Genomic DNA, 18,049 nt, shown 5'->3' with positions numbered 1-18,049 from the left:
CCTCTTTGGCTCTGTTGAAGCCCTCAGTAGATGATAAAAGTTGACTGCTGAATACAGAGGATAGAACCATCACGGCTCGTTCATAAATTTCGGCAGTCAAAACCGAATCACTCGCTACAGATGTGAATTGATCGGGGCTCACTCGTGATCTTCTGCAAGAACAGGTTAGGAGGAATTAGAGATTGTTTTTGAGGTAAGCTCCAAGGTACCCTCCAAGAACGGCCAACCCGATGGTGTAGAGTGCGATAAAAAAGAGGATGATTACGAGCCCAAACACACCGAACGCAACAGGAGTCCAACCGAATCCAAGGAAGACCATTCCGAACAAGAGAATAAATATGAAGGGGACAAGCATGATGAGCCCGGCAATCGCACCTACCTTGAGACCAGCTTCTGGGCGTCCCCCTTCGAGATACCCTGCGATTATGCCGCCGAGAAGCGTCGAGAGCGGGACGAACGAAAGGATAATACCAGCAATACCGCCGATAAGGCCGTTGATCAGAGCGTTCGAATTCGCTTCGGCGGGTGGGGTGTCCGTCGTCGCGGAAGGAGACGTGGTGTTAACCATGCAACAGAACACCGTATGTAAAAACGAAAAGTGTTGCGGTGAATTAGGTATTGTGCAGCATGAAAGTCACCTATATTGAACAGCCACTGTTCGACATCGGTCGGGATTTGATCCGTACCACGGTCTCGCTATCTATTCAGCAGATCGTGGTCAAACTACCGAGTCACTGCCAAAAGTGGACTGCGGAATATAGAGGAGGGATGCAGCAAAACTGATGCGTTCTGGTCGAAGGTCAACACCTGCATAGAAGCACACTCAGTTTTCATGTACAAGGCTGATTCACCTATCGATAGTTCAGAGGTGCCATCAATATCACCGCAAATTAAGGAGCGAGGGACAATAATGGCGGTATGAGAGAAACTGCACCGCCGACGATTGGCAATACGTCCGTCTCAGTCGGGAATCCCTGGCTTTTCTTTGCCGCGACGTTTGCCATCACGTGGGGGTGCTGGCTGGGGGCCATCGCTCTGGACGTGAGTTTTGACAGCGCCGCCGGACTCCTGTTGCTTTTACTGGGACTTGTCGGCCCCGGCGCCGCCGGTATCGGGTTCGTGTATCTCGTGTACGATGAGCCGGGCCGGATAGATTTCTGGAATCGGGTCAAACAGGTTCGCCGCATCAGCACCCGATGGGCCCTCGTCGTTCTCCTGCTTTCGCCGATGGTGGTCATCACCGCAGCGCTCGCGGATATCGTACTGGGCGGCACGAGCGTCTCGCTAGGCGAGTGGCTGTACGAGGTTGACACTAATCCCATTGCGTTTCTCCCGACTCTGTTCTTCGCAACGCTTCCGCCGCTCCTCGAAGAACTGGGGTGGCGCGGGTATGCGTTAGACCGACTCCAGTTCAAACGCTCAGCGCTGGTTTCGAGCCTGATTCTGGGCGTCGTCTGGTCGATCTGGCACCTCCCGCTGTTCTTTATCGAAGGGTCGTATCAGCACGACATGGTCGGGTTCGGAACGATAGAGTTCTGGATGTTCATGATTGGGATAGTTCCGTTGTCAGTGGCCTTCACTTGGGTGTATAACAACACCGCCCGGAGCATCCTCGCCGTTATCCTGCTGCATGGATGGACTAACTTCACCGTTCAGACTATCGAATTGACTGGGCGGTCAGAGGTATTCCACATCGTGCTGTGGTTCGCGGTTATCGCTCTCATTACGGCGATATGGGGGACGAATACCCTGACGAAAGACGACGAGATGCCGCATCCTCCCCGGGTTAGGCGAGAGATCGCTCCTGAATGAGGGGGTAGCGCTGGCGATGAGTCAGCTTCTAACTGACTGATCCGATTACTGATGGGCTGCACATGTGTCCTCCATCTTGCAGGCTTGACTTTTCAGAAGTTCAAAGAAATGGCGTGCAATATGCAGAGAATGAGTGCAGCACGACGACTTCGTTTGTTTCGCGCCGAAACCAGTGAACCATCCGCTCACTACACGTGCCCACGTACCTTTTTCTCGTCGGGTTCGCTCGCGTCGCTCGCTCAATGCTCCTCCAAAAATCTACGCTAAAAAGGCCGCTCGCTCCCGTTGGTCGCTCGCGGGTGCAGCGCTTGCGACTCCGCCGCAGTGGTCACGCCTCCGCCTGTATTCAGCACGGCTGCCGAAACCTATCATCAACGGAGGGTGTCAACAGAGCCACCTCTTTCCAGTATGGCCTGGGTCATCGGCGCCGACTCGAGCGGCGCGACGCCGTTCGTACCTGCCGTCGGCGCGAATGCGATCACGACGATGCGGGCCGCGTTCCCCGTCGGGATACTCGGCTTCGCCGGTGCGGTGACCCGGGTGTGAGCGTCTCCGAGGCGGTCGGTCGCGACCTGATCCACGGCGTGGCGCTCCCGCCCAGCAGCGTGATCGTCGTGCTGTCGATCGGTGCGGGGCTACCCTCCGAACCGGTACGCACACCGTGAATTTATCACGTCCAGAACTGTACTGACAGCCGATCAGATGGCGGCTACCGAATCCGAGACCTGGCTGAACGCCGGTCGGTCAGCGGAGAGAGCCACCGCTCGAGCGCCGACGGCGTCGGCGGGGCGATCGACCGCGATGTGGCGTCTACCACGAGTGTTAGGAGAGCTGCGTGGGAGGGCGGAACAGCGCGCAGTTGGGGCACCAGACGCTGTTGTTGGCCCGAACGATCTTCCGGCCGCCGCAGTCGGAACATCGGTCGCTCGAGTACCGAACCATACACGGAGGGTACCCGCCAGAGAGTATATGTTTTCCGCACAAGAGTTACCATTGGCTACTGGGGTGAGCGAGACCGCCGCTCGGCGGCAGTCCTCGATACCCGTTCCGAATCAACCGCGATGGGGGTTCGAGGTACGCCATGGCTAGCGGAGGTCACTCCCTCGAGGACACCATCGAGGCGTTTCTGGGCTCCGGAAACAAATCCGGAAACTACCGCGACGCCCTCGAGCGCGTGCTCACCGACTGGCGCCACCACCTGACAGACCGCGGCATCGACACGGTCGAAGACGTCGACAAGCGGGCGATAGCGCGGTACGCGCAGTCGCTCTCCGGGCGCGTCGAGTCCGATCCGCGGGACGACGGCATCTCCGCGGCGACCGCCCGGACGTACTACGACTACGTCTCGGCGTTTCTCGCCTACTGCGTCCGGTGGGACTACCTCGAGGAAAATCCGGCGCAGAAGGGGATCGCGCTGGCCGAACTCCCACCGCGTCCGAAAAGGCAGAGCGGGGACCAGCAGTTCTGGACCGCAGCCGACCGGAAGACGTTGCTCCGGTACGCCGACGAGCGAGCCCACGCGGCCGTCGACGAGGGGAGACGAAACGCCCTCGAGGCACTTCGCGACCGTGCGCTCGTCTACGTGCTCGCGTACTCCGGCGTTCGCGGCGCCGAGATCCTCTCCGATCCGCGCGACGAGCGACGCGACGGCCTCCGTTGGCGCGACGTCGACCTCGAGAACAACCAGCTGATCGTCCTCGGGAAGAACCAGCAGCGAGAGGAGGCACAGCTGCCGCCCCAGGCCCACGGCCCGCTCGAGCGCCTCGAACGGGCGCTGCGCCCCCCTTCCGAGGAGTGGCCCGTGTTCGTCACCTCCCACGCCCCGTCGCTGTACCGGGCGGTCCCCGACGGGATCGACGCCGACGGCGCCGACGTCCTCGAGTTACTCCGGAAACGCGGTGTCTCCCCGCCGTCACTTTCGACCAACGGCGGCCGGTCGGTGCTCAAACGGCTGTGCGAGAGCGCCGAAATCGACGTCGACGGCGGGTACCTGAAACCGCACGGGGCGCGCCGGGGCGTCGGCGAGGCGATCTACCGCGAGCGCGGGGCGGCTGCCGCCCAGCGAGTGCTCCGTCACGCCGACCCGCGAACGACCTCGCGGATGTACGCCCACATCGAAGCTAGCGAACTCGCAGAAGATGCTGGAGACGTGTTCGAAAAGGAGTGAATACGCCGCTGATCCGTCGTTCTCCTCCGTTCGCCCGCAGAGTGGCCGTTCTCACCGAATTACAGGTAGCCGAGGTGTTCGAGTCGCCGTGTCGTTCCCTCGTCGGCCGTCATCCGTTCTCGTCGTTTGATCGCCATCGTTTTCGATGCGAGGTGGTCCTCGAGCGCCCGCCGGAGGGTAGCTGCTCTCTGGGGTTCGTCCGTGATCCGGTTCTCGCGTTCGTTGGGAAGTTCGAACAGCTCCTCGCGGTGGACGCTGCGCTGATACTTCCACTCGTGCGACCGGATCATGGCCATCTGCTCGGTGTGGAACTGTTCCGTGTCAAACTCGGGATTTCGATCGCGCAGCTTCTCTAAGTCCGTCGGCCGTGCACCGCGTTCTGCCACGACGTACTCCCGCCGTTGTTCGGTGAAGTCGATTGCCTGGAACTGACTCGTCTCGGCGCCGACCGAGTTCAACAGCGCCGTCGCGACGTCAGCGTGCTGGACGAGGTCGGTGGTCGCTGCCGATCCCGTCTCGAGGCCGTAGGTGACCAGCGGGACGTTCAAAAGCTTGTCGTGAAGCACCAGGTTGTGGCCGATCACGCCGCCCTCACCGAACAGTTCGCCGTGATCGCCGGTGATGACCACGCACAGCTCTCGATTCTGCCTGTGGGCGTGTCTGAACACTTCCTCGACGATACGATCCGCGTACGTCAACTCGGCTCGGTACGTCGCCTCCAGCGCTCGTCGGTGCATCGGCGAAAGATTACAGCCGTCCGCCATCACCTGCCAACGGTTATCGGTGATCTCCGCCGCGAGTTCGATCGCCTCCACCGGCGAGAGCACGTCGCCATCGAGTTCAGCCTCGAGGAGCGAAAGCGGCGGCGTGTACGGGTGATGAACGTTGTTCAGGTGAAAGTACGCGAAAAACGGATCCTCCCCGACGTCGGTGTCGATCCAGTTTTTGAACGACTCACAGTGGTACAGCGGCGGTAGACAGGGTTTGTGTCGGCCCGGGTTCGTATCGAGTGCCGAGCCACGAGAGCGGACGCGACGAAGATAGCTCGCCGCCGTAGCGATCCCTGTCCGGGAGAGAAAATCGGATTTGTCGACCGGACCGAAGAACGTCTCAAAGCCTCGGTTCAGCTCCGTTCGTTCACTCACGTAGGGATTCCCGCTGAACCCGCCGGTCCTGTAGCCGACGTCGCCAAGCAACTCCGGAATCGTCGAGAGCTCCGTCGGTAGCTTCTCGACAGTCGCACTCGACTCGAGGCCGACCCGGTGGGTCGATAGCCGCGTCCCGGTGAGAATAGACCCGCTTGCGGCAGGCGTCCAGCGACCGTGGGCGAAGCAGTTTTCGAACCACGCACCGCGATAGTCCGATACGAGTTGCTCGAGAAACGGTGTCGTGTTCCGATCACCACCCATCGACGTGTGGTCCGAACGGGCGCTCTCGAGGGTGATCCAGAGGATGTTCGGTTTCATACGCTACTCCCACACGGGGTTATGATAAGTGTTATCGGGCCGCGTGAATCATTTTTAGCTGTACTGTGGCCCGTCGTGTCGCTCGAGTACACCGATGGCGTGTCGCGATCAGGTCTCAGTTTCGGTTTCCTTTCGGCCCGTAAGCGTGTCGGGAACCAGACAGAAGTCGCGGAAAGCGACCTCCTCGCGGGGGCGTTCGAAGATGTCGACTCGAGGCACCTCGATCGCCCACATCCCCAGGACGGCGCTCGAGGCGTACGGCGCGTCCTCAAGGGCGTCTAACGACCCCGTCGCGATGACGCTTCGCCACCCGTCGTCGGTTTCGCGGTACGTGAAGAACGAGACGTGGCGGTCGACGAGTTCGGCCTTCCGACTCTCGGGAGGAACGGAGAGCTGAAAGTAGAGCGCGCGGTCGTCGGCTTTGTAGCCGTAGGAGACCGGGATCGAGACCGGCGGCGTGTCGACGCCGGCGGCGAAGGAGATGACGCCCGTTCCGCCGCGTCCGAGCAGTTCGTCGACCTCCGCGGGGGTCATCTGGAGCCAGCGAAGTCCCTGCATACCCATCACATGTTTCGCAGGTAGAAAATCCCCACCCGTCAGCGCCACGTTCGACTCGCCGCGCGGGCCTTTCGAACGTCGGGTTCGCCGCCGGGGGCCGCTCGGGGCGTATACCAGGGGATCTGGAGCCCGTGACGATTTGGTCCTGGGTCTCCATAAGAGGAGTATGACAACTCGAATCCTGGTCGCGTTTGACGAATCAGAGCAGGCAACCGCCGCGTTACACCACGCGCTGTCGACGTATCCCGACGCGACGATTCACGTCCTGCACGTCAACGATCCGCGGGAGTGGACCGGCGCGGACAGCATGGGCGGCTACTACTCGGAGCAGGCGTACGAGCGGAGCAAGGAGTCCGCACAGCGGCTCCTCGAGGAGGCCGAATCGATTGCGGCGGAGTACGATACCGAGGTCACGGCGGAGACGGCCGTCGGAAACGCCGCGACTTCGATCGTCACCTACGGCGAGGACCACGACATCGACCACATCGTCCTCGGCAGCCACGGCCGTCGCGGGCTGTCCCGGTTCCTGCTCGGAAGCGTCGCCGAACGCGTCGTGCGCCGGTCCCCCGGCTCCGTGACGATCATCCGGGAGGACGACTCGCCGTCGGACCAGTAGCCGCCGTCACCGCTCTCGCTTCCGGATCTCCCGTTTCGTATCCCGGGTGATCGCCTCGAGGCCGTCGCTGATTCGAACCTGGTACCGGTCCGGGTCCCTGATCCGCCGGTGGCGCTCGGGGAGGGCCTCGAGCGATCGTCTCGCCCGTTTTCGGATCGACTGGAGAGACGGCGGGTCGTAGACGAGCGTTCCGTCCTCGTAGACGGTCTCGAGCAACGGCGTTCCTTCGAGTTCCTCGCCCCGCCGTGCGAGTACGTCGTACCGGTACGATCCGTCGCGTTCGACGCGGTACAGGGACTTCGGACCGGGGTAAGTCACCTTCCCCGGCGAGAGCTTCATCCGCGGGGAGACCGCCCTGTCGCGCCCGACGGCCGTGAGTTTGTAGACGACGCCGCTGTCGGGGGCGTCCTTGCTCGTCGTCAGCGCCGTCCCCGGCCCGAACGCCGTCGCGACGCCGCCGTCGGCGAAGAACTCCCCGAAAAAGTACTCGTCGACGCTCGAGGAGACGACGATGCCCGCGTCGCCGACGATCTCGTGGACGTCCTTCGAGAGCGCTCCCAGGTCACCCGAGTCCAGGCGGACGCCGCCGAGGCGAACCCCTCCATCATGGTGAGTTCGTACCGGTCGGTGAACAGCGAAAGTTCGCTCGGGGTGACACAGCCGAGTGCTGTCTGGTGCATATCGGACGCACAACTACACGGTGACGAGCGAGAGATACGTTCAACCCTCGACCGGTTCGGCAGACGCGCTCGGAGTTCACTCGAGCGAACTGGACCGTCGAACGCCCCGCAGCGCGACCCACAGCAGCGGAACCTGTGCGAGCGCGTAGACGACGTGAGCGGCGTAGTGGCCGACAGTCTGATCGGGCGTGAACGGGAGAACCGAGAGTGGTAAGACGGAACCGCCACCGACTACCGCGACGATCGCCGCCCACCCCGCAGCCGCCAGGAAGACACCACGGGTCGGACTTCGCAGCATCGCCACGCCGAGAAGGAGCGTGATCCCCACCGGAACCAGCGTCTCTGGTCCGAGGAGAATCGACGGCGGGAACTCGGCGAGGTTGTGGACGAGCGTCCCGCCGATCGAGGCGGCGATCGCTCCCGCGACGAGTCGCCCGTCCGGTTCGACACGCCCAGTCGGCGATTCCGACTCGGCGCAAATATTCGAGATGCGACCGGCGGCCAGAACCGTCATGGTCCGCTTTTCTCCGGGGCGAATGGATCCGACGGCGGTTGTCTCGCCGCCGTACGGAGTTCGATGCCGAGCCAGAACGCCCAGAGGACGAACCCGACGGCGTAAACCGCCATGAAGAACGGGAACGCCGGCGTGAACGAACCGACCGCGTACGAGTAGAGGAGCGCCACGATACCACCAGCGGCGCCAGCGCCGGAAATCACCCCGGCCCACGAAACGCGTCGTCCGACGGCGTCAGTCCGCAAACCGATCGCCCCGATCCCGAACAACCAGAGTCCAAGAAGGAACCACCCGAGGAACTGAATCGCGAGAAACGCCGTCCCGTAGACGGCTGGATTCAACGAGAACAGGTGCATCACGACCAGTCCGACCGACCCGAGTACGATTCCAACGGTGGCCGCAGCGCCAACCAGAAACACGCCGCGATCGAACCGATCCTCCCGGTTCAGGAGGAACAGCGTCCAGACGAGGGGAGCCAGGAACATCCCGACGAGTAGACCGCCCACGTCGCTGAGCGGAGCGAAGACCCCGCCGTAGGTGAAAAACCCGATACCGAGCGCGACGGCGAGAACCGTCGCACCGAGAACGCCGTACGCGGCCGCCGGCGCGTAGGACGGGACGGGCGCCGATACTGTTCTCGAGAGGCGACTGTCGGCGTCGACCGGGTCAAAAATAGCGGACAGCATTTATCTCGTCTCTCTGACCTCGCTTCGAGGGGGTTTCGACGCCGTCCCGCGCGTGTACTCCGCGAGGGCGACGAACCCGACGGCCCAGAGGAGAACGGCGAGCGACGCGACCGTTCCGAGGCTCGAACCCTGCTCGAGGCCCGCGAACGCGAGCGACACGGTGGCGAAGAGAGCGGCCAGTGCGGCGGCGCCGTACACGAGTGCTCGCCACCCGACGGGCCGAAACGCCGCCAAGAGCGCGAACGCACTGATCGACGCGAGCGTGAATAGCATGAACTCGTAGTGACCGAGTGCCACGTGACCGTCGGTGAGCGTCGTGTGGTTGACGTACTCCCTGACGGCACCGACCGCGAAACCGAACGCGCCGACCGCGGCGAGTGCGAACAGGCGCGTATCCATGTGCTCGAGCCTCGGGACGAGCTGGTCTCTGGCCGGGTGTAACAGTGCTATGAGGAGGACGGGGACGACGAACACCAGGAGTTCGCCCGCCGCCGCCGCGCCGGACGCGATGATCGTGAGAACGAACGCCGTGAACGAGAATGTGATCGCGGCCTGTAGCGCGCCGACTCGTCTCGTCGGACGGTACAGTTGCACCGCAATCGTCGCGGCGAACACCGTCAGCGTTCCGCCGATCATCACGTGGTGGACTCGATGGTCAGGGAACGCGTATCCAGCGAACCAGCCGTTTACCGCCATCGTCATCGATTCGCGGAGCGCGAACACGAGGAACGCGAGGAACGCCGCTGTGACGAGGTAAAACGCGGGCCGTCGAATTCTGTGAGCGCTGTGGCTGGCCGAATCTCTGATTCGGTGGCTGGTGTCTATCGTGGACGAGGCGAGACTCATTGGCCTCGCACCTCCCGACGGACGTTTGCTGTCGATACATCTCTCCGGAGACATACTGTCGAGCTCATAGTACCCGAGGAAAGTACGCTCTCCCGGAGCATTAATATGACTATTTATAATTAAGAATGTCGCGGCGACAGCAGCGGTCCCGTTCTAGTCGGACCTCCCAGTCGTTTCTACAGATGGCTCAAGCCAAGGTAGCCGGACGGTAACTCCGGGACGACTCACCCCGATCCCCCTGAACTGGCTGTGAGAGTACCGCCGCGAACCAGCGCCGCGCTGCCAGTGGTCCCTCGAGCGTGCGAACGGATCCGGAGACAGCGTTTAGCGCCCGAGCGACGTAGGAACCGTATGAGCGAGCAGGCCGTTCGGGTCGGAGTTCTGAGCTTCCACGAGAGCGCAGAGTCGCGGGCGATTCTCAACGCCGTCGAGGCGCTCGATCACGAGCCGGTGTGGCTGCGCGAACAAAACGTGCTCGTCCGGTTCGATAACGGTTCATTCGTCCTCGAGCCCGACGTGGACGTGGTGATCAATCGAGTGTTGCTCTCGACGACGACCCAGCCCGTCGAGGCCGTCGGCATCGCGAACGCCATCGCCCGGTTTCGGCCGATGGTGAACTCTCCCGACGCCGCGGCTCGAGCGTCCCACAAGATCGCCTCAGCCGCCGCGCTCGTCGACGCGGCGGTACCGGTGCCCCACACCGCTCTCGCGCTCAGCCCCGCCACGCTCGGTCGGGTTCGCCCCGAGTTCGGCGAGGAGTTCGTCTACAAGACGACCGTCGGCACCCACGGCGGCGGCGCGTGGAAAGTGCACCAGAGCGACCTGCTCACCGGCACCGTCGGCACCCGTCGGGCGTTCCTGCAGGAGTTCGTCGACGCCCGCGGCGACCGACCACAGGACCTCCGGGTCTACGTGGTCGGCGACCGCGTCGTCGGCGCGATGTACCGCTACGCGGCCGACGGTGACTGGCGGACGAACGTCGCCCGGGGCGGGGCGGTCGAGGATGCGACCGACTCGCTCCCGGACTCCGTCGTCGAAATCTCGCTTCGAGCGGCGTCCGCGGTCGGTCTGGACTGCGCTGGCGTCGATCTCATCGAAGGCCCACAGGGGTGGGCGGTCCTCGAGGTGAACCCGACCGCGGGGTTCAAGGGGTTGTACAGCGCGACGGGACGGAGTCCGGCGCCTGCCATCGCGAAACTGGCACTCGAACGGGTCGGCGTCACGGTCGACGACGAACGGGTCGAGGAGCTGACGACGGTACTGGACGATTCGACGCCGACGGGCGTCAGCTCGAGCGTCCAGCCGATCGAGGCGGAGGCGCCCGTAGTCGGCCTCACCGAACGCGTCGTCGTCAGCGGGACGACGGATACGAAGACGGTGATCGGACGCGCGAATCCCGCACACGCCACGACGAGCATCGACCTCCAGCTCGCGGCCGCGATCGGCGCCGGGCCGATCCAGGCCGGGTTCGCCGGTGACGGGCGGCGGCGCCAACCGGTCGTCGACATCGTCGTCGGGATCGGCGGCACCGAACAGACCGTCGAAGCGACCGTCGAAGACAGGGGTGATACGAAACACCCGCTGTTGCTCGGCCGCGACGTCCTCGGCGGGTTCCGAATCGATGTCGGCACGCGGTACGAGGACCGTCTCGAGGAGTGAGAGGAGGGGTATCGCTACAGACGGAATGCCGCGTGACCTTTCTTAAGCTTCCGCGAGGTAGAGGCCTGTGACTCGGAATGTACGATACGATTCTCGTCCCGGTCGATGGCAGCGAAACCTCGAAAACCGCCGTCGATCAGGCGGTCGCCCTCGCACGGACGGTCGACGCCGCGGTACAGTTCCTCTACGTCGTCGACACCGGTAGCGAACCGACCGATCTCGACGACGACCAGCGAGCCGAGCTCCGCAGTGCGGCAGAAGAGCAGGGCCGGCAGGCGCTCGAGCGAGCAGAAAGCCGGGCCGCAGAGCACGACGTCGACGCGACGCGGACGGTCCGCGAGGGGACGCCGTACCGCGAGGTTCTCGAGCACGCGGCCGACCTCGACGGCGCGGCGATCGTGGTCGGAACACACGGCCGAACGGGACCGGACCACGTCAGGCTCGGAAGCACGGCTGAACGGATACTCGCCCGCGCGGACCGTCCCGTCGTCGCCGTTCCGCCGTCCGACGAGGGTGCCTACGAGTTCGACGGCGGCCGCGTGCTGGTCGCGGCTGACGGCAGCGACGCCTCCGAGCGCGCCGCCGAACAGGGGTTCGACGTGGCCGAAACCTACGACGCCGCGGTGTACGCGGCGTACGTGATCGACACGACGACCTACGGTCTCGAGGACGCACCCCGGAGCATCATCGGATTGTTGCGGGAAGGAGGGGAGAACGCAGTCGAGACGGTCGCCGCCGACGGGCGCGACCGCGGGCTCTCGGTGACGACGGAGGTGCTCCGGGGCGTCCCCGACGAGGAGCTGATCGAGTACGCCGACGGAATCGGCGCGTCGCTCGTCGTACTCGGAACCCGCGGACAGGGCGGGGCGACCGGCGACGTGCTTGGCAGTACGGCGGCCCGCGTCCTCCGGCGGACGGACTGTCCGATCCTGACCGTTCGGTGATCGGCAAACCGGCGTTCGCCGTCCGGTAACCTGTCCGCGCCGGTGTCAGTTCAGCGATCTCCCGGAGAGGCTCATGTGAGTGGGCGGTGAGCGGACCAGTATGTATCGGAGGATTCTGGTTCCGACCGACGGCAGCGACGCCGCCCGCAGCGCCGTCGAACAGGCGTACGAGGTGGCCGAGCGGTTCGACGCGGCGGTTCATCTGCTGTACGTCATCGACGTGGATCGACAGTACCCGTTCGAACGCACCACCGACCCGCGCTCGAGTCGGCCCGTGAGGACGGCGAGCGGCTAACGGCGGACGCGGCCACCAAAGCGCCGGCGGACGTCGACGTCTCGATGGCCATCGAGGAGGGAACGCCCCACGAGCGAATCCTCGAGTACGTCGACGACCACGACGTCGACCTGATCGTGATGGGGACCCACGGCCGCCGCGGGCTCGATCGATTCCTGCTGGGAAGCGTCACCGAGCGCGTGCTGCGCGGCGCGTCGGCGTCCGTGCTCGTGACTCGCCTCGCCGGGACGGCCATGGACAGCGCAGCGAGCGCGATAGACACGGCCAGAGACGCCCTCGAGGCGGACGGGTACGACGACGTGACGATCCTCGAAGAACCCTACGAACAGGGCGGTTACTGGATCGTCCGTGCGGACGACGGAACGGCGTTGTTCAACGTCCATATCGACCGGGTGACCGGAAACACCCAGATCGCGCGGATCCAGCAACGATGAGGGTGACACGTTCGACCCGGGCGCCGGCGCTGAGGAGGCGGGCGCGAACGGCGACGGAGGGCTCGAGACACTGATGACCCGCCCCGGCGAACACGAGCGGCGGCCGTTCTTCGCGTGCGAGGCGTGCGGCGTCGTCTACGCGCGGTTCTCCGTCCCTGACCGTTGCGGGGTCTGTGAGAGCGAACTGTTCGTGCGGGTGCTCCCCGACGAAGCGTCGTTCTAGTCTCCCGCCAGATACTGCGGGGTGCTTGCCCGAAACGAGAGAAAACGGTCGAGACACGCGAGCACGTATCGCGAAAGCGAGAAGCGCCCGCGAGCGGCTTCTCGGCTGCACCGGCCGAACGCGTCGCGTCTCGAGTCGACGATCGCTCCCCCTCAACGCCACCCAGTTTATCCGATTAATAATTCCACAATAGAGCTTCAAAGTAGAACGTAGAGGGCGCTCTCCGCTCATCTCGACGTGAACTGGGCTAAAAACACTCACCCGTGTTTGCGTGAACGAAAGTATACGGAACCCCCACGGTTTAGGTCCTACATTAAGAAGTACCGCCAGGGATACCTGGGACGCGATGGAGCGCTACACGTCCCGACGACAAATGTTAGCGGCGGTTGGACTCGGATCCACGGCACTCGCGGGGTGCATGGATTTCCTTTCGGACGACGACGGCAACGGGTCCGGGGACGGGGACGGAAACGGCGGCGACGATACCTCCGGCACCGACGGGTCGGACGGCGGCGACGGTGACGGCGAAAGCGTCGAGTGGCCCGCGATCGAGACCGGCGAAGTGCTGTCCGACTTCGAGGACCTCGAGCAGTGGGAGACGCTCAGCGGATCGCTCGACGCCGCACCGGACGAAGCACAGACCGGCTCGCAGGCCGCGGTGCTCGAGAGCGACGGCGAGCGGGCCGCGATTCAGATCACGTTCCCCGACGGGCTCGACATGAACGGATGGGATACGTCGATCGCGGTCAAGCCGGAATCCGCAACCCGGATCGTCGTCGAGTTCATCGCCCCCACGCAAAACGAGCGGCTCAACAGCGTCAAGATCATTCCCGAGGAGTTCGACGACTGGCTCCGCCTCGACTGCGGATACGAGCACAAACCGGAGGGCGAACCCGACCTCTCGGATCTCTTCCAGCTGAACATCATCGCGGTCGGGCCGGAGGACGGTCCGACGCGCGTGTTCCTCGACGATCTGCGCCGCACGGAGGGCGTCGACAACGGGAAGGCGATCCTCGCGTTCTACGACGGCCACAGCTCCCACTACGACATCGCGGCCGAACTCCTCGAGGAGCGCGGCTGGGCCGGCGCGATTCCGGTCGAACCCGGCCGGATCGGTTCCGGGCCGCGAATGGACACCGGACAGCTTCGCAAACTCCAGCAGGAGGGGTGGGACGTCTGTGCTTACCCCGGCGGCGACGGGGGTCTTGCCCAGATGGGCGACAGCCAGCGCCGCAGCATCCTCGAGTCGGCGCGGGACTCGCTCGAACAGCGTGGATTCGCCGACGGCTCCCGACACTTCTTCGCGCCCAACTGGCGGGAGATGGATCCGGACACGCTCGCGGTCGTCCGCGACGTCTTCGACTCCGGGTTCATGTTCGGAAGCTGCCCGGTCGGCGTCCCGCCGACGAACCCGCACATGATTCCCGTGACCTGGGGGCCGGCGCTCCACGGCGGGGTTCGCCGCCACATCAACCTCTGTGATCAGTACAACCAGCTCGTCGTCCTCAGGATCCCGCCGATCGTCGAGGAGGACGCCGAGGAGAGTCAGATGTCCCTCGACGACTTCGAGCACCTGCTCGATCACCTCGAGCACCGCGGTCTCGACGTGATCACGCCGTCGGACCTCGTCGACGGCGAACTCGGCGGTGGTGAGGCCGACGAGGAGGAGGAACTCGAGCGCCCGGACGGAACGATCTTCGAGGAGGGCGAGTCCTACTCGTTCACCGGCGAGGACGACGCGACCTCCGAGGAGTTCGACCTCTCGGAAGGGCTCGTCGTCGGCGAGTTCTCCCAGGAGGACGACGAGGAGTTCGTCGTCGAGCTGGTAGCGGCGGACGACGACGGACGGGACACCAGCCTGATCGAAACGACCGAGTCGTCCGGCGAGTCGGCCGCGGTCGTCCCCGAAGGAACCTACCAGTTCAGCGTCGACGGCGACGGCGAGTGGGAGATCGACGTCGAGCAGCCCGAGGTTCACAGCGACGATCTGACGGACCTGCCGGTCGAGGCGTCCGGCACCGGCGCGTCGTTCGTCGGTCCGTACTGGACCGAAGACAGCGTCAGCCTCAGCATCTCTCACGACGGCGACGAGGAGTTCGTTGTCGACGGGATCGGCGCCGACGGCCATAGAGAACAGATCGTCAACCAGTCCGGCGAGTTCGACGGCTCGAGGTCCTACGGTGCGGGCGGCGTCGTCTGGCTCGTCGTCGAGGCCGACGGCGACTGGAGCCTCGAGATGGACCACTCCTGATCGGCTCATGGCCGGGCTGGCAACCGCCGACTCTCCCGACTGCCGGCGACAAGCGTCACGGCGGACGGTAGCGGAGCGCGAGTCGTGCGGTTCGGCGTCAACGAACCCGACTGTCCGCTGGTCGATACTGTTTTCTCAGTGTCGGTCGTCACCCACCGCATGTTTCCGTTACAACTGATCGACGGCGCCGGTCTCGGCGTTCTCGTGTACTCTCTGCTCGCACTCCTCGCGTTCGTCGTCGTCGGCGGAGCGGTCACGCAAAACGCGAAATCGCACAACACGAACAATCCGACGGCGTGGGGTGTCGCGGTGTTCGTCGCACTGCTGGTCGGCACGCTCGTCGCGGGAGTATCGGGCGCCGCCGTCGCTGGCGTCCTCGTGATCGGGCTTTACGTCGTCGTTCGCGAATGAACGAACTGAGATGGACGAACGCACTCACGACCGCTCACTCGAGTCGGGTACGCCCTTTCGACTGCTCGTCGGGGGATACGCAGTCATCGCCGGAGGGCTGCTCTACGCCGTCGTGACCGAGTCCTGGAGCGCGTTCTCTGCGCTCCTAATCGCCGGTACCCTCGTGACGCTGCTGACACAGCCCTGGGGCACTGAATAATTTGACAACTGTCGGCGCGAACGCTGCAGAACAGCCCCTCGAGGGTTGGGAGAGCGGACGTCTACGCCGACTGCGCGGCGTCCTTTTCGACGACGAGGTCCTCGAGGACGAGGACGTCGAGACCCATCCCGTAGAAGTCCTTGATCGCCTGCGTCGGCGTCCGGACGATCGGTTCGGCGTGATCGTTGAACGACGTGTTGAGGACGACTGGGACGCCGGTGATGTCGCCGAACTCGGAGATGAGCCGGTAGTACCGCGGGTTCTGGTCCTCGCGGACGGTCTGGGGCCGCGTCGAATCGTCGGCGGGGTGTAAGACCGCCTCGAGGTCGCCGACTTTCTCCGGACGGGAGTCGTAGGCGTCGATCATAAACGGCGCCGGCTGTCCGTTGACCAGGTAGGTTTCGGCCGCCGACTCGAGCATCGACGGGGCGAAGGGACGCCACTCCTCGCGGTGTTTGACGAACTTGTTGACTCGGTCTCGAGATTCGACCGAGCGCGGATCGGCCAGAATGCTTCGTGCGCCGAGTGCTCGCGGCCCCATCTCCATTCGCCCCTGGAACCAACCGACGAGCGCGCCGTCTGCGAGGCGTTCTGCGACGTACCGTTCGAGGTTCTCCGGCTCCGAGTAGGCGATCTTGTTCGTCTCGAGGGTCGAGCGGATCTCCGCGGTGTCGTACTCGGGGCCGAGGTAGACGTTCGTCTGGCGTTCGACGTCCGACGGGTCCTGTTGGAGCCAGCCCGCGCCGAGTGCGAGCCCGGCGTCGTGGGCGACCGGCTGGATGAAGACGTCGTCGACGACCGGCGACTCCCGAATGCACTTGTTCAGCTTGCAGTTGAGGACGACGCCGCCGGCGAGCGCGACGTTCGCGGTTCCGAGGCGGGAGACGGCGGTTTCCGCGATTTCGACGACGGTCTCCTCGAGGAGTTTCTGTGCCGTGTGCGCGAGGTCTTTCTCCCACTGGTCGAACTCCCCTCGCGTCTCGTTTCGCGGTCGGTCGAACAGGTCCTCGAGGATTTCGACGCCGTGGCCGGTTCCCCACCGCCTGGTCAGCGCGGTGACGTCGTACTCGACGCCGGTCTCGAGGAGATCCCGCAGCGGCCGTTCGATGTCCGGGTTGTCCTCGCCGTACGGCGCGAGCCCCATCACCTTCCCCTCGCCGTTGAACATTCGGTAGCCGAGATACTCCGTGACGATCGCGTAAAAGAGGCCGAGACTGTTGGGGTGTTCGTACGTTCGAACCCGCTTTAGTCGGTCGCCGCTCGCGTGCCAGACGACGGTCGAATCGTACTCGCCCTTCGCGTCGACGGTGAGCACGACCGCCTCGTCGAACGCGGACGGGTGAAACGCGCTCGCAGCGTGACAGCGGTGGTGTTCGAGCGGTTCGACCGGTGGCAGCGGCGTCCCGAACGACTCGAGGCGGGCTTCGATCTCTCGCGTCGGAACGAACCGGCTTCGAACCTGGTTGACGAGCGTCTGCTCGAGCGCGGAGAGCTTTCGCGCAAAGCCCGGCGCGCGGATCGCGTCGGTGACGTAGTGACGGGCGATCTTGCGCTGGAGTCGGGGATCGTAGGGGAGGAGAATGCGATCGAGATCCGTGATCTCCAGGTTTCGGTGGTCGAGACACGCCTGAATCGCCTGTTCTGGGAACGTGTCCGTCGCGTGTTTCTCTCGCGTGTAGCGTTCTTCCTCGACGCCGAAAACAGGAGTTCCGTCCTCGAAGAGCACGGCGCTCGGATCGTGCTGCCCGTAGAGTCCGATACTGGGCTTAAATGCAAGCAGATAGTTCGTCATGGAATAGTCTCGTTGGCGTACACTAAGACAGGGGAGGTACAAAACATCATATGTAATTTGCTGGTCCGGAAAACCGATACCGATTTTACAGTTGGTCTTGAATTCGGTCGGAGTCTCCCGTGGGCTCGAGACGCGCGGCGGAAGGTGACCTCCTCCTCGCCGTAAACGACGAGGCTTCCACGGCACCGCACCGCTGAGTTGGGATATTTGCTGGTTTACGACCCGTCGGCATGACGGGCCGATGGCGGGGCCACACCGCCGTTACTCCTATCCCCGGCAGGGGGACTCGGAGTTATCTTGTAACCGAGACACCACAGCGGTTCGAGAGGGTGTCTCGAACGTTCTGGCCCTCGGAGTCCCGATATTGTGCATTTGAGTGGGCGGTGTGACCGCCTCGGTGTACGTCATACCACGATACGTGACACATGAATATCCGTATTGCTGCTGAACGTTGATTGTATCAATGCTGTCGGATTCACGCCCGCCGTGAACGGCG

18 protein-coding genes and 2 pseudogenes are annotated in these 18,049 nt (G+C 64.0%); 12 read left to right on the top strand and 8 right to left on the bottom strand.

The features are described from left to right. Positions 1-175: 175 nt before the first annotated feature. A complete protein-coding gene (locus NMQ11_RS17860) occupies positions 176-568 on the bottom strand; it encodes a DUF5518 domain-containing protein (protein ID WP_255171053.1) in 393 nt (130 codons plus the stop codon). A gap of 350 nt (positions 569-918) precedes the next feature. On the opposite strand from NMQ11_RS17860, the gene NMQ11_RS17855 reads away from it, so the two are divergent. The 3 genes and pseudogenes from NMQ11_RS17855 (at position 919) to NMQ11_RS17845 (ending at position 3,979) form a co-directional block, all read left to right on the top strand. Continuing rightward, complete coding sequence (locus NMQ11_RS17855) at positions 919-1,812, top strand: CPBP family intramembrane glutamic endopeptidase (protein ID WP_255171052.1); 894 nt, start codon at positions 919-921, stop codon at positions 1,810-1,812. Positions 1,813-2,220: 408 nt separating this feature from the next. Continuing rightward, positions 2,221-2,471: pseudogene (locus tag NMQ11_RS17850) on the top strand (inorganic phosphate transporter); the annotation flags it as partial. Positions 2,472-2,893: 422 nt separating this feature from the next. After that, entirely contained in the window at positions 2,894-3,979 is a 1,086-nt protein-coding gene (locus NMQ11_RS17845; protein ID WP_255171051.1) for a tyrosine-type recombinase/integrase, read from the top strand. Between the two features lie 59 nt (positions 3,980-4,038). Here NMQ11_RS17845 and NMQ11_RS17840 read toward each other — a convergent pair whose 3' ends face one another. Both NMQ11_RS17840 and NMQ11_RS17835 read right to left on the bottom strand, forming a co-directional pair. After that, positions 4,039-5,445 carry a sulfatase family protein gene (locus tag NMQ11_RS17840; RefSeq protein ID WP_255171050.1) on the bottom strand — a complete coding sequence of 469 codons (1,407 nt, stop codon included), beginning with the start codon at positions 5,443-5,445 and terminating at the stop codon, positions 4,039-4,041. Between the two features lie 108 nt (positions 5,446-5,553). Further along, complete coding sequence (locus tag NMQ11_RS17835) at positions 5,554-6,003, bottom strand: pyridoxamine 5'-phosphate oxidase family protein (protein ID WP_255171049.1); 450 nt, start codon at positions 6,001-6,003, stop codon at positions 5,554-5,556. Positions 6,004-6,169: 166 nt separating this feature from the next. On the opposite strand from NMQ11_RS17835, the gene NMQ11_RS17830 reads away from it, so the two are divergent. Further along, positions 6,170-6,619 carry a universal stress protein gene (locus tag NMQ11_RS17830; RefSeq protein ID WP_255171048.1) on the top strand — a complete coding sequence of 150 codons (450 nt, stop codon included), beginning with the start codon at positions 6,170-6,172 and terminating at the stop codon, positions 6,617-6,619. Between the two features lie 6 nt (positions 6,620-6,625). Here NMQ11_RS17830 and NMQ11_RS17825 read toward each other — a convergent pair whose 3' ends face one another. The 4 genes from NMQ11_RS17825 to NMQ11_RS17810 form a co-directional block, all read right to left on the bottom strand. Then, entirely contained in the window at positions 6,626-7,312 is a 687-nt protein-coding gene (locus NMQ11_RS17825; protein WP_255171047.1) for a beta/alpha barrel domain-containing protein, read from the bottom strand. A gap of 63 nt (positions 7,313-7,375) precedes the next feature. Continuing rightward, positions 7,376-7,813, bottom strand: coding sequence for a hypothetical protein (locus NMQ11_RS17820; RefSeq protein WP_255171046.1), 438 nt, complete (start codon positions 7,811-7,813; stop codon positions 7,376-7,378). Further along, positions 7,810-8,499: a hypothetical protein gene (locus NMQ11_RS17815; RefSeq protein ID WP_255171045.1), complete on the bottom strand. Its 690-nt coding sequence runs from the start codon at positions 8,497-8,499 to the stop codon at positions 7,810-7,812. Before NMQ11_RS17815 ends, NMQ11_RS17820 begins: the two co-directional genes overlap by 4 nt. Then, positions 8,500-9,399 (bottom strand): hypothetical protein, encoded by a 900-nt coding sequence (locus NMQ11_RS17810; RefSeq protein WP_255171044.1) that lies wholly within the window; start codon positions 9,397-9,399, stop codon positions 8,500-8,502. It lies immediately after the preceding gene. 297 nt (positions 9,400-9,696) lie between these two features. On the opposite strand from NMQ11_RS17810, the gene NMQ11_RS17805 reads away from it, so the two are divergent. From NMQ11_RS17805 to NMQ11_RS17775, 8 genes and pseudogenes are all read left to right on the top strand, one after another. Then, a complete protein-coding gene (locus NMQ11_RS17805) occupies positions 9,697-11,004 on the top strand; it encodes a RimK family alpha-L-glutamate ligase (RefSeq protein ID WP_255171043.1) in 1,308 nt (435 codons plus the stop codon). A gap of 77 nt (positions 11,005-11,081) precedes the next feature. Beyond that, positions 11,082-11,948, top strand: coding sequence for a universal stress protein (locus NMQ11_RS17800; RefSeq protein WP_255171042.1), 867 nt, complete (start codon positions 11,082-11,084; stop codon positions 11,946-11,948). Between the two features lie 100 nt (positions 11,949-12,048). Beyond that, complete coding sequence (locus tag NMQ11_RS20135) at positions 12,049-12,243, top strand: universal stress protein (protein ID WP_345781472.1); 195 nt, start codon at positions 12,049-12,051, stop codon at positions 12,241-12,243. Between the two features lie 23 nt (positions 12,244-12,266). Next, positions 12,267-12,677 (top strand): annotated as a pseudogene (locus tag NMQ11_RS20130) (universal stress protein); the annotation flags it as partial. A 73-nt stretch (positions 12,678-12,750) separates the two neighbouring features. After that, complete coding sequence (locus NMQ11_RS17790; RefSeq protein WP_255171041.1) at positions 12,751-12,900, top strand: hypothetical protein; 150 nt, start codon at positions 12,751-12,753, stop codon at positions 12,898-12,900. Positions 12,901-13,246: 346 nt separating this feature from the next. Beyond that, positions 13,247-15,151, top strand: coding sequence for a polysaccharide deacetylase family protein (locus NMQ11_RS17785; RefSeq protein WP_255171040.1), 1,905 nt, complete (start codon positions 13,247-13,249; stop codon positions 15,149-15,151). A gap of 159 nt (positions 15,152-15,310) precedes the next feature. After that, positions 15,311-15,562 (top strand): hypothetical protein, encoded by a 252-nt coding sequence (locus NMQ11_RS17780; RefSeq protein ID WP_255171039.1) that lies wholly within the window; start codon positions 15,311-15,313, stop codon positions 15,560-15,562. Between the two features lie 10 nt (positions 15,563-15,572). Then, on the top strand, positions 15,573-15,761 hold the full coding sequence (locus NMQ11_RS17775; RefSeq protein ID WP_255171038.1) for a hypothetical protein: 189 nt from the start codon (positions 15,573-15,575) through the stop codon (positions 15,759-15,761). A 61-nt stretch (positions 15,762-15,822) separates the two neighbouring features. Here the strand turns inward: NMQ11_RS17775 and NMQ11_RS17770 are convergent, their stop codons facing one another. Further along, the gene (locus tag NMQ11_RS17770) at positions 15,823-17,553 is read right to left on the bottom strand and encodes a carbamoyltransferase family protein (RefSeq protein ID WP_255171037.1); all 1,731 of its coding nucleotides are present in this window, start codon (positions 17,551-17,553) and stop codon (positions 15,823-15,825) included. Positions 17,554-18,049 lie beyond the last annotated feature (496 nt).

The sequence above is a fragment of the Natrononativus amylolyticus genome (assembly GCF_024362525.1).
GTDB lineage: Archaea > Halobacteriota > Halobacteria > Halobacteriales > Natrialbaceae > Natrononativus > Natrononativus amylolyticus.
Note: the sequence above shows the minus strand (reverse complement) of the source record. Positions and strands in the feature narration are given on the sequence as shown.

Excerpts from the sequence above, each read along its gene's own strand:
- NMQ11_RS17830 (WP_255171048.1), top strand. The coding sequence starts at position 6,170 with ATGACAACTCGAATCCTGGTCGCGTTTGACGAATCAGAGCAGGCAACC.
- NMQ11_RS17855 (WP_255171052.1), top strand. The coding sequence starts at position 919 with ATGAGAGAAACTGCACCGCCGACGATTGGCAATACGTCCGTCTCAGTC.
- NMQ11_RS17815 (WP_255171045.1), bottom strand. The coding sequence starts at position 8,499 with ATGCTGTCCGCTATTTTTGACCCGGTCGACGCCGACAGTCGCCTCTCG.
- NMQ11_RS17845 (WP_255171051.1), top strand. The coding sequence starts at position 2,894 with ATGGCTAGCGGAGGTCACTCCCTCGAGGACACCATCGAGGCGTTTCTG.
- NMQ11_RS17820 (WP_255171046.1), bottom strand. The coding sequence starts at position 7,813 with ATGACGGTTCTGGCCGCCGGTCGCATCTCGAATATTTGCGCCGAGTCG.
- NMQ11_RS17860 (WP_255171053.1), bottom strand. The coding sequence starts at position 568 with ATGGTTAACACCACGTCTCCTTCCGCGACGACGGACACCCCACCCGCC.
- NMQ11_RS17790 (WP_255171041.1), top strand. The coding sequence starts at position 12,751 with ATGACCCGCCCCGGCGAACACGAGCGGCGGCCGTTCTTCGCGTGCGAG.
- NMQ11_RS17780 (WP_255171039.1), top strand. The coding sequence starts at position 15,311 with ATGTTTCCGTTACAACTGATCGACGGCGCCGGTCTCGGCGTTCTCGTG.
- NMQ11_RS20135 (WP_345781472.1), top strand. The coding sequence starts at position 12,049 with ATGTATCGGAGGATTCTGGTTCCGACCGACGGCAGCGACGCCGCCCGC.
- NMQ11_RS17835 (WP_255171049.1), bottom strand. The coding sequence starts at position 6,003 with ATGCAGGGACTTCGCTGGCTCCAGATGACCCCCGCGGAGGTCGACGAA.
- NMQ11_RS17840 (WP_255171050.1), bottom strand. The coding sequence starts at position 5,445 with ATGAAACCGAACATCCTCTGGATCACCCTCGAGAGCGCCCGTTCGGAC.
- NMQ11_RS17805 (WP_255171043.1), top strand. The coding sequence starts at position 9,697 with ATGAGCGAGCAGGCCGTTCGGGTCGGAGTTCTGAGCTTCCACGAGAGC.
- NMQ11_RS17810 (WP_255171044.1), bottom strand. The coding sequence starts at position 9,399 with ATGTCTCCGGAGAGATGTATCGACAGCAAACGTCCGTCGGGAGGTGCG.
- NMQ11_RS17775 (WP_255171038.1), top strand. The coding sequence starts at position 15,573 with ATGGACGAACGCACTCACGACCGCTCACTCGAGTCGGGTACGCCCTTT.
- NMQ11_RS17800 (WP_255171042.1), top strand. The coding sequence starts at position 11,082 with ATGTACGATACGATTCTCGTCCCGGTCGATGGCAGCGAAACCTCGAAA.
- NMQ11_RS17770 (WP_255171037.1), bottom strand. The coding sequence starts at position 17,553 with ATGACGAACTATCTGCTTGCATTTAAGCCCAGTATCGGACTCTACGGG.
- NMQ11_RS17785 (WP_255171040.1), top strand. The coding sequence starts at position 13,247 with ATGGAGCGCTACACGTCCCGACGACAAATGTTAGCGGCGGTTGGACTC.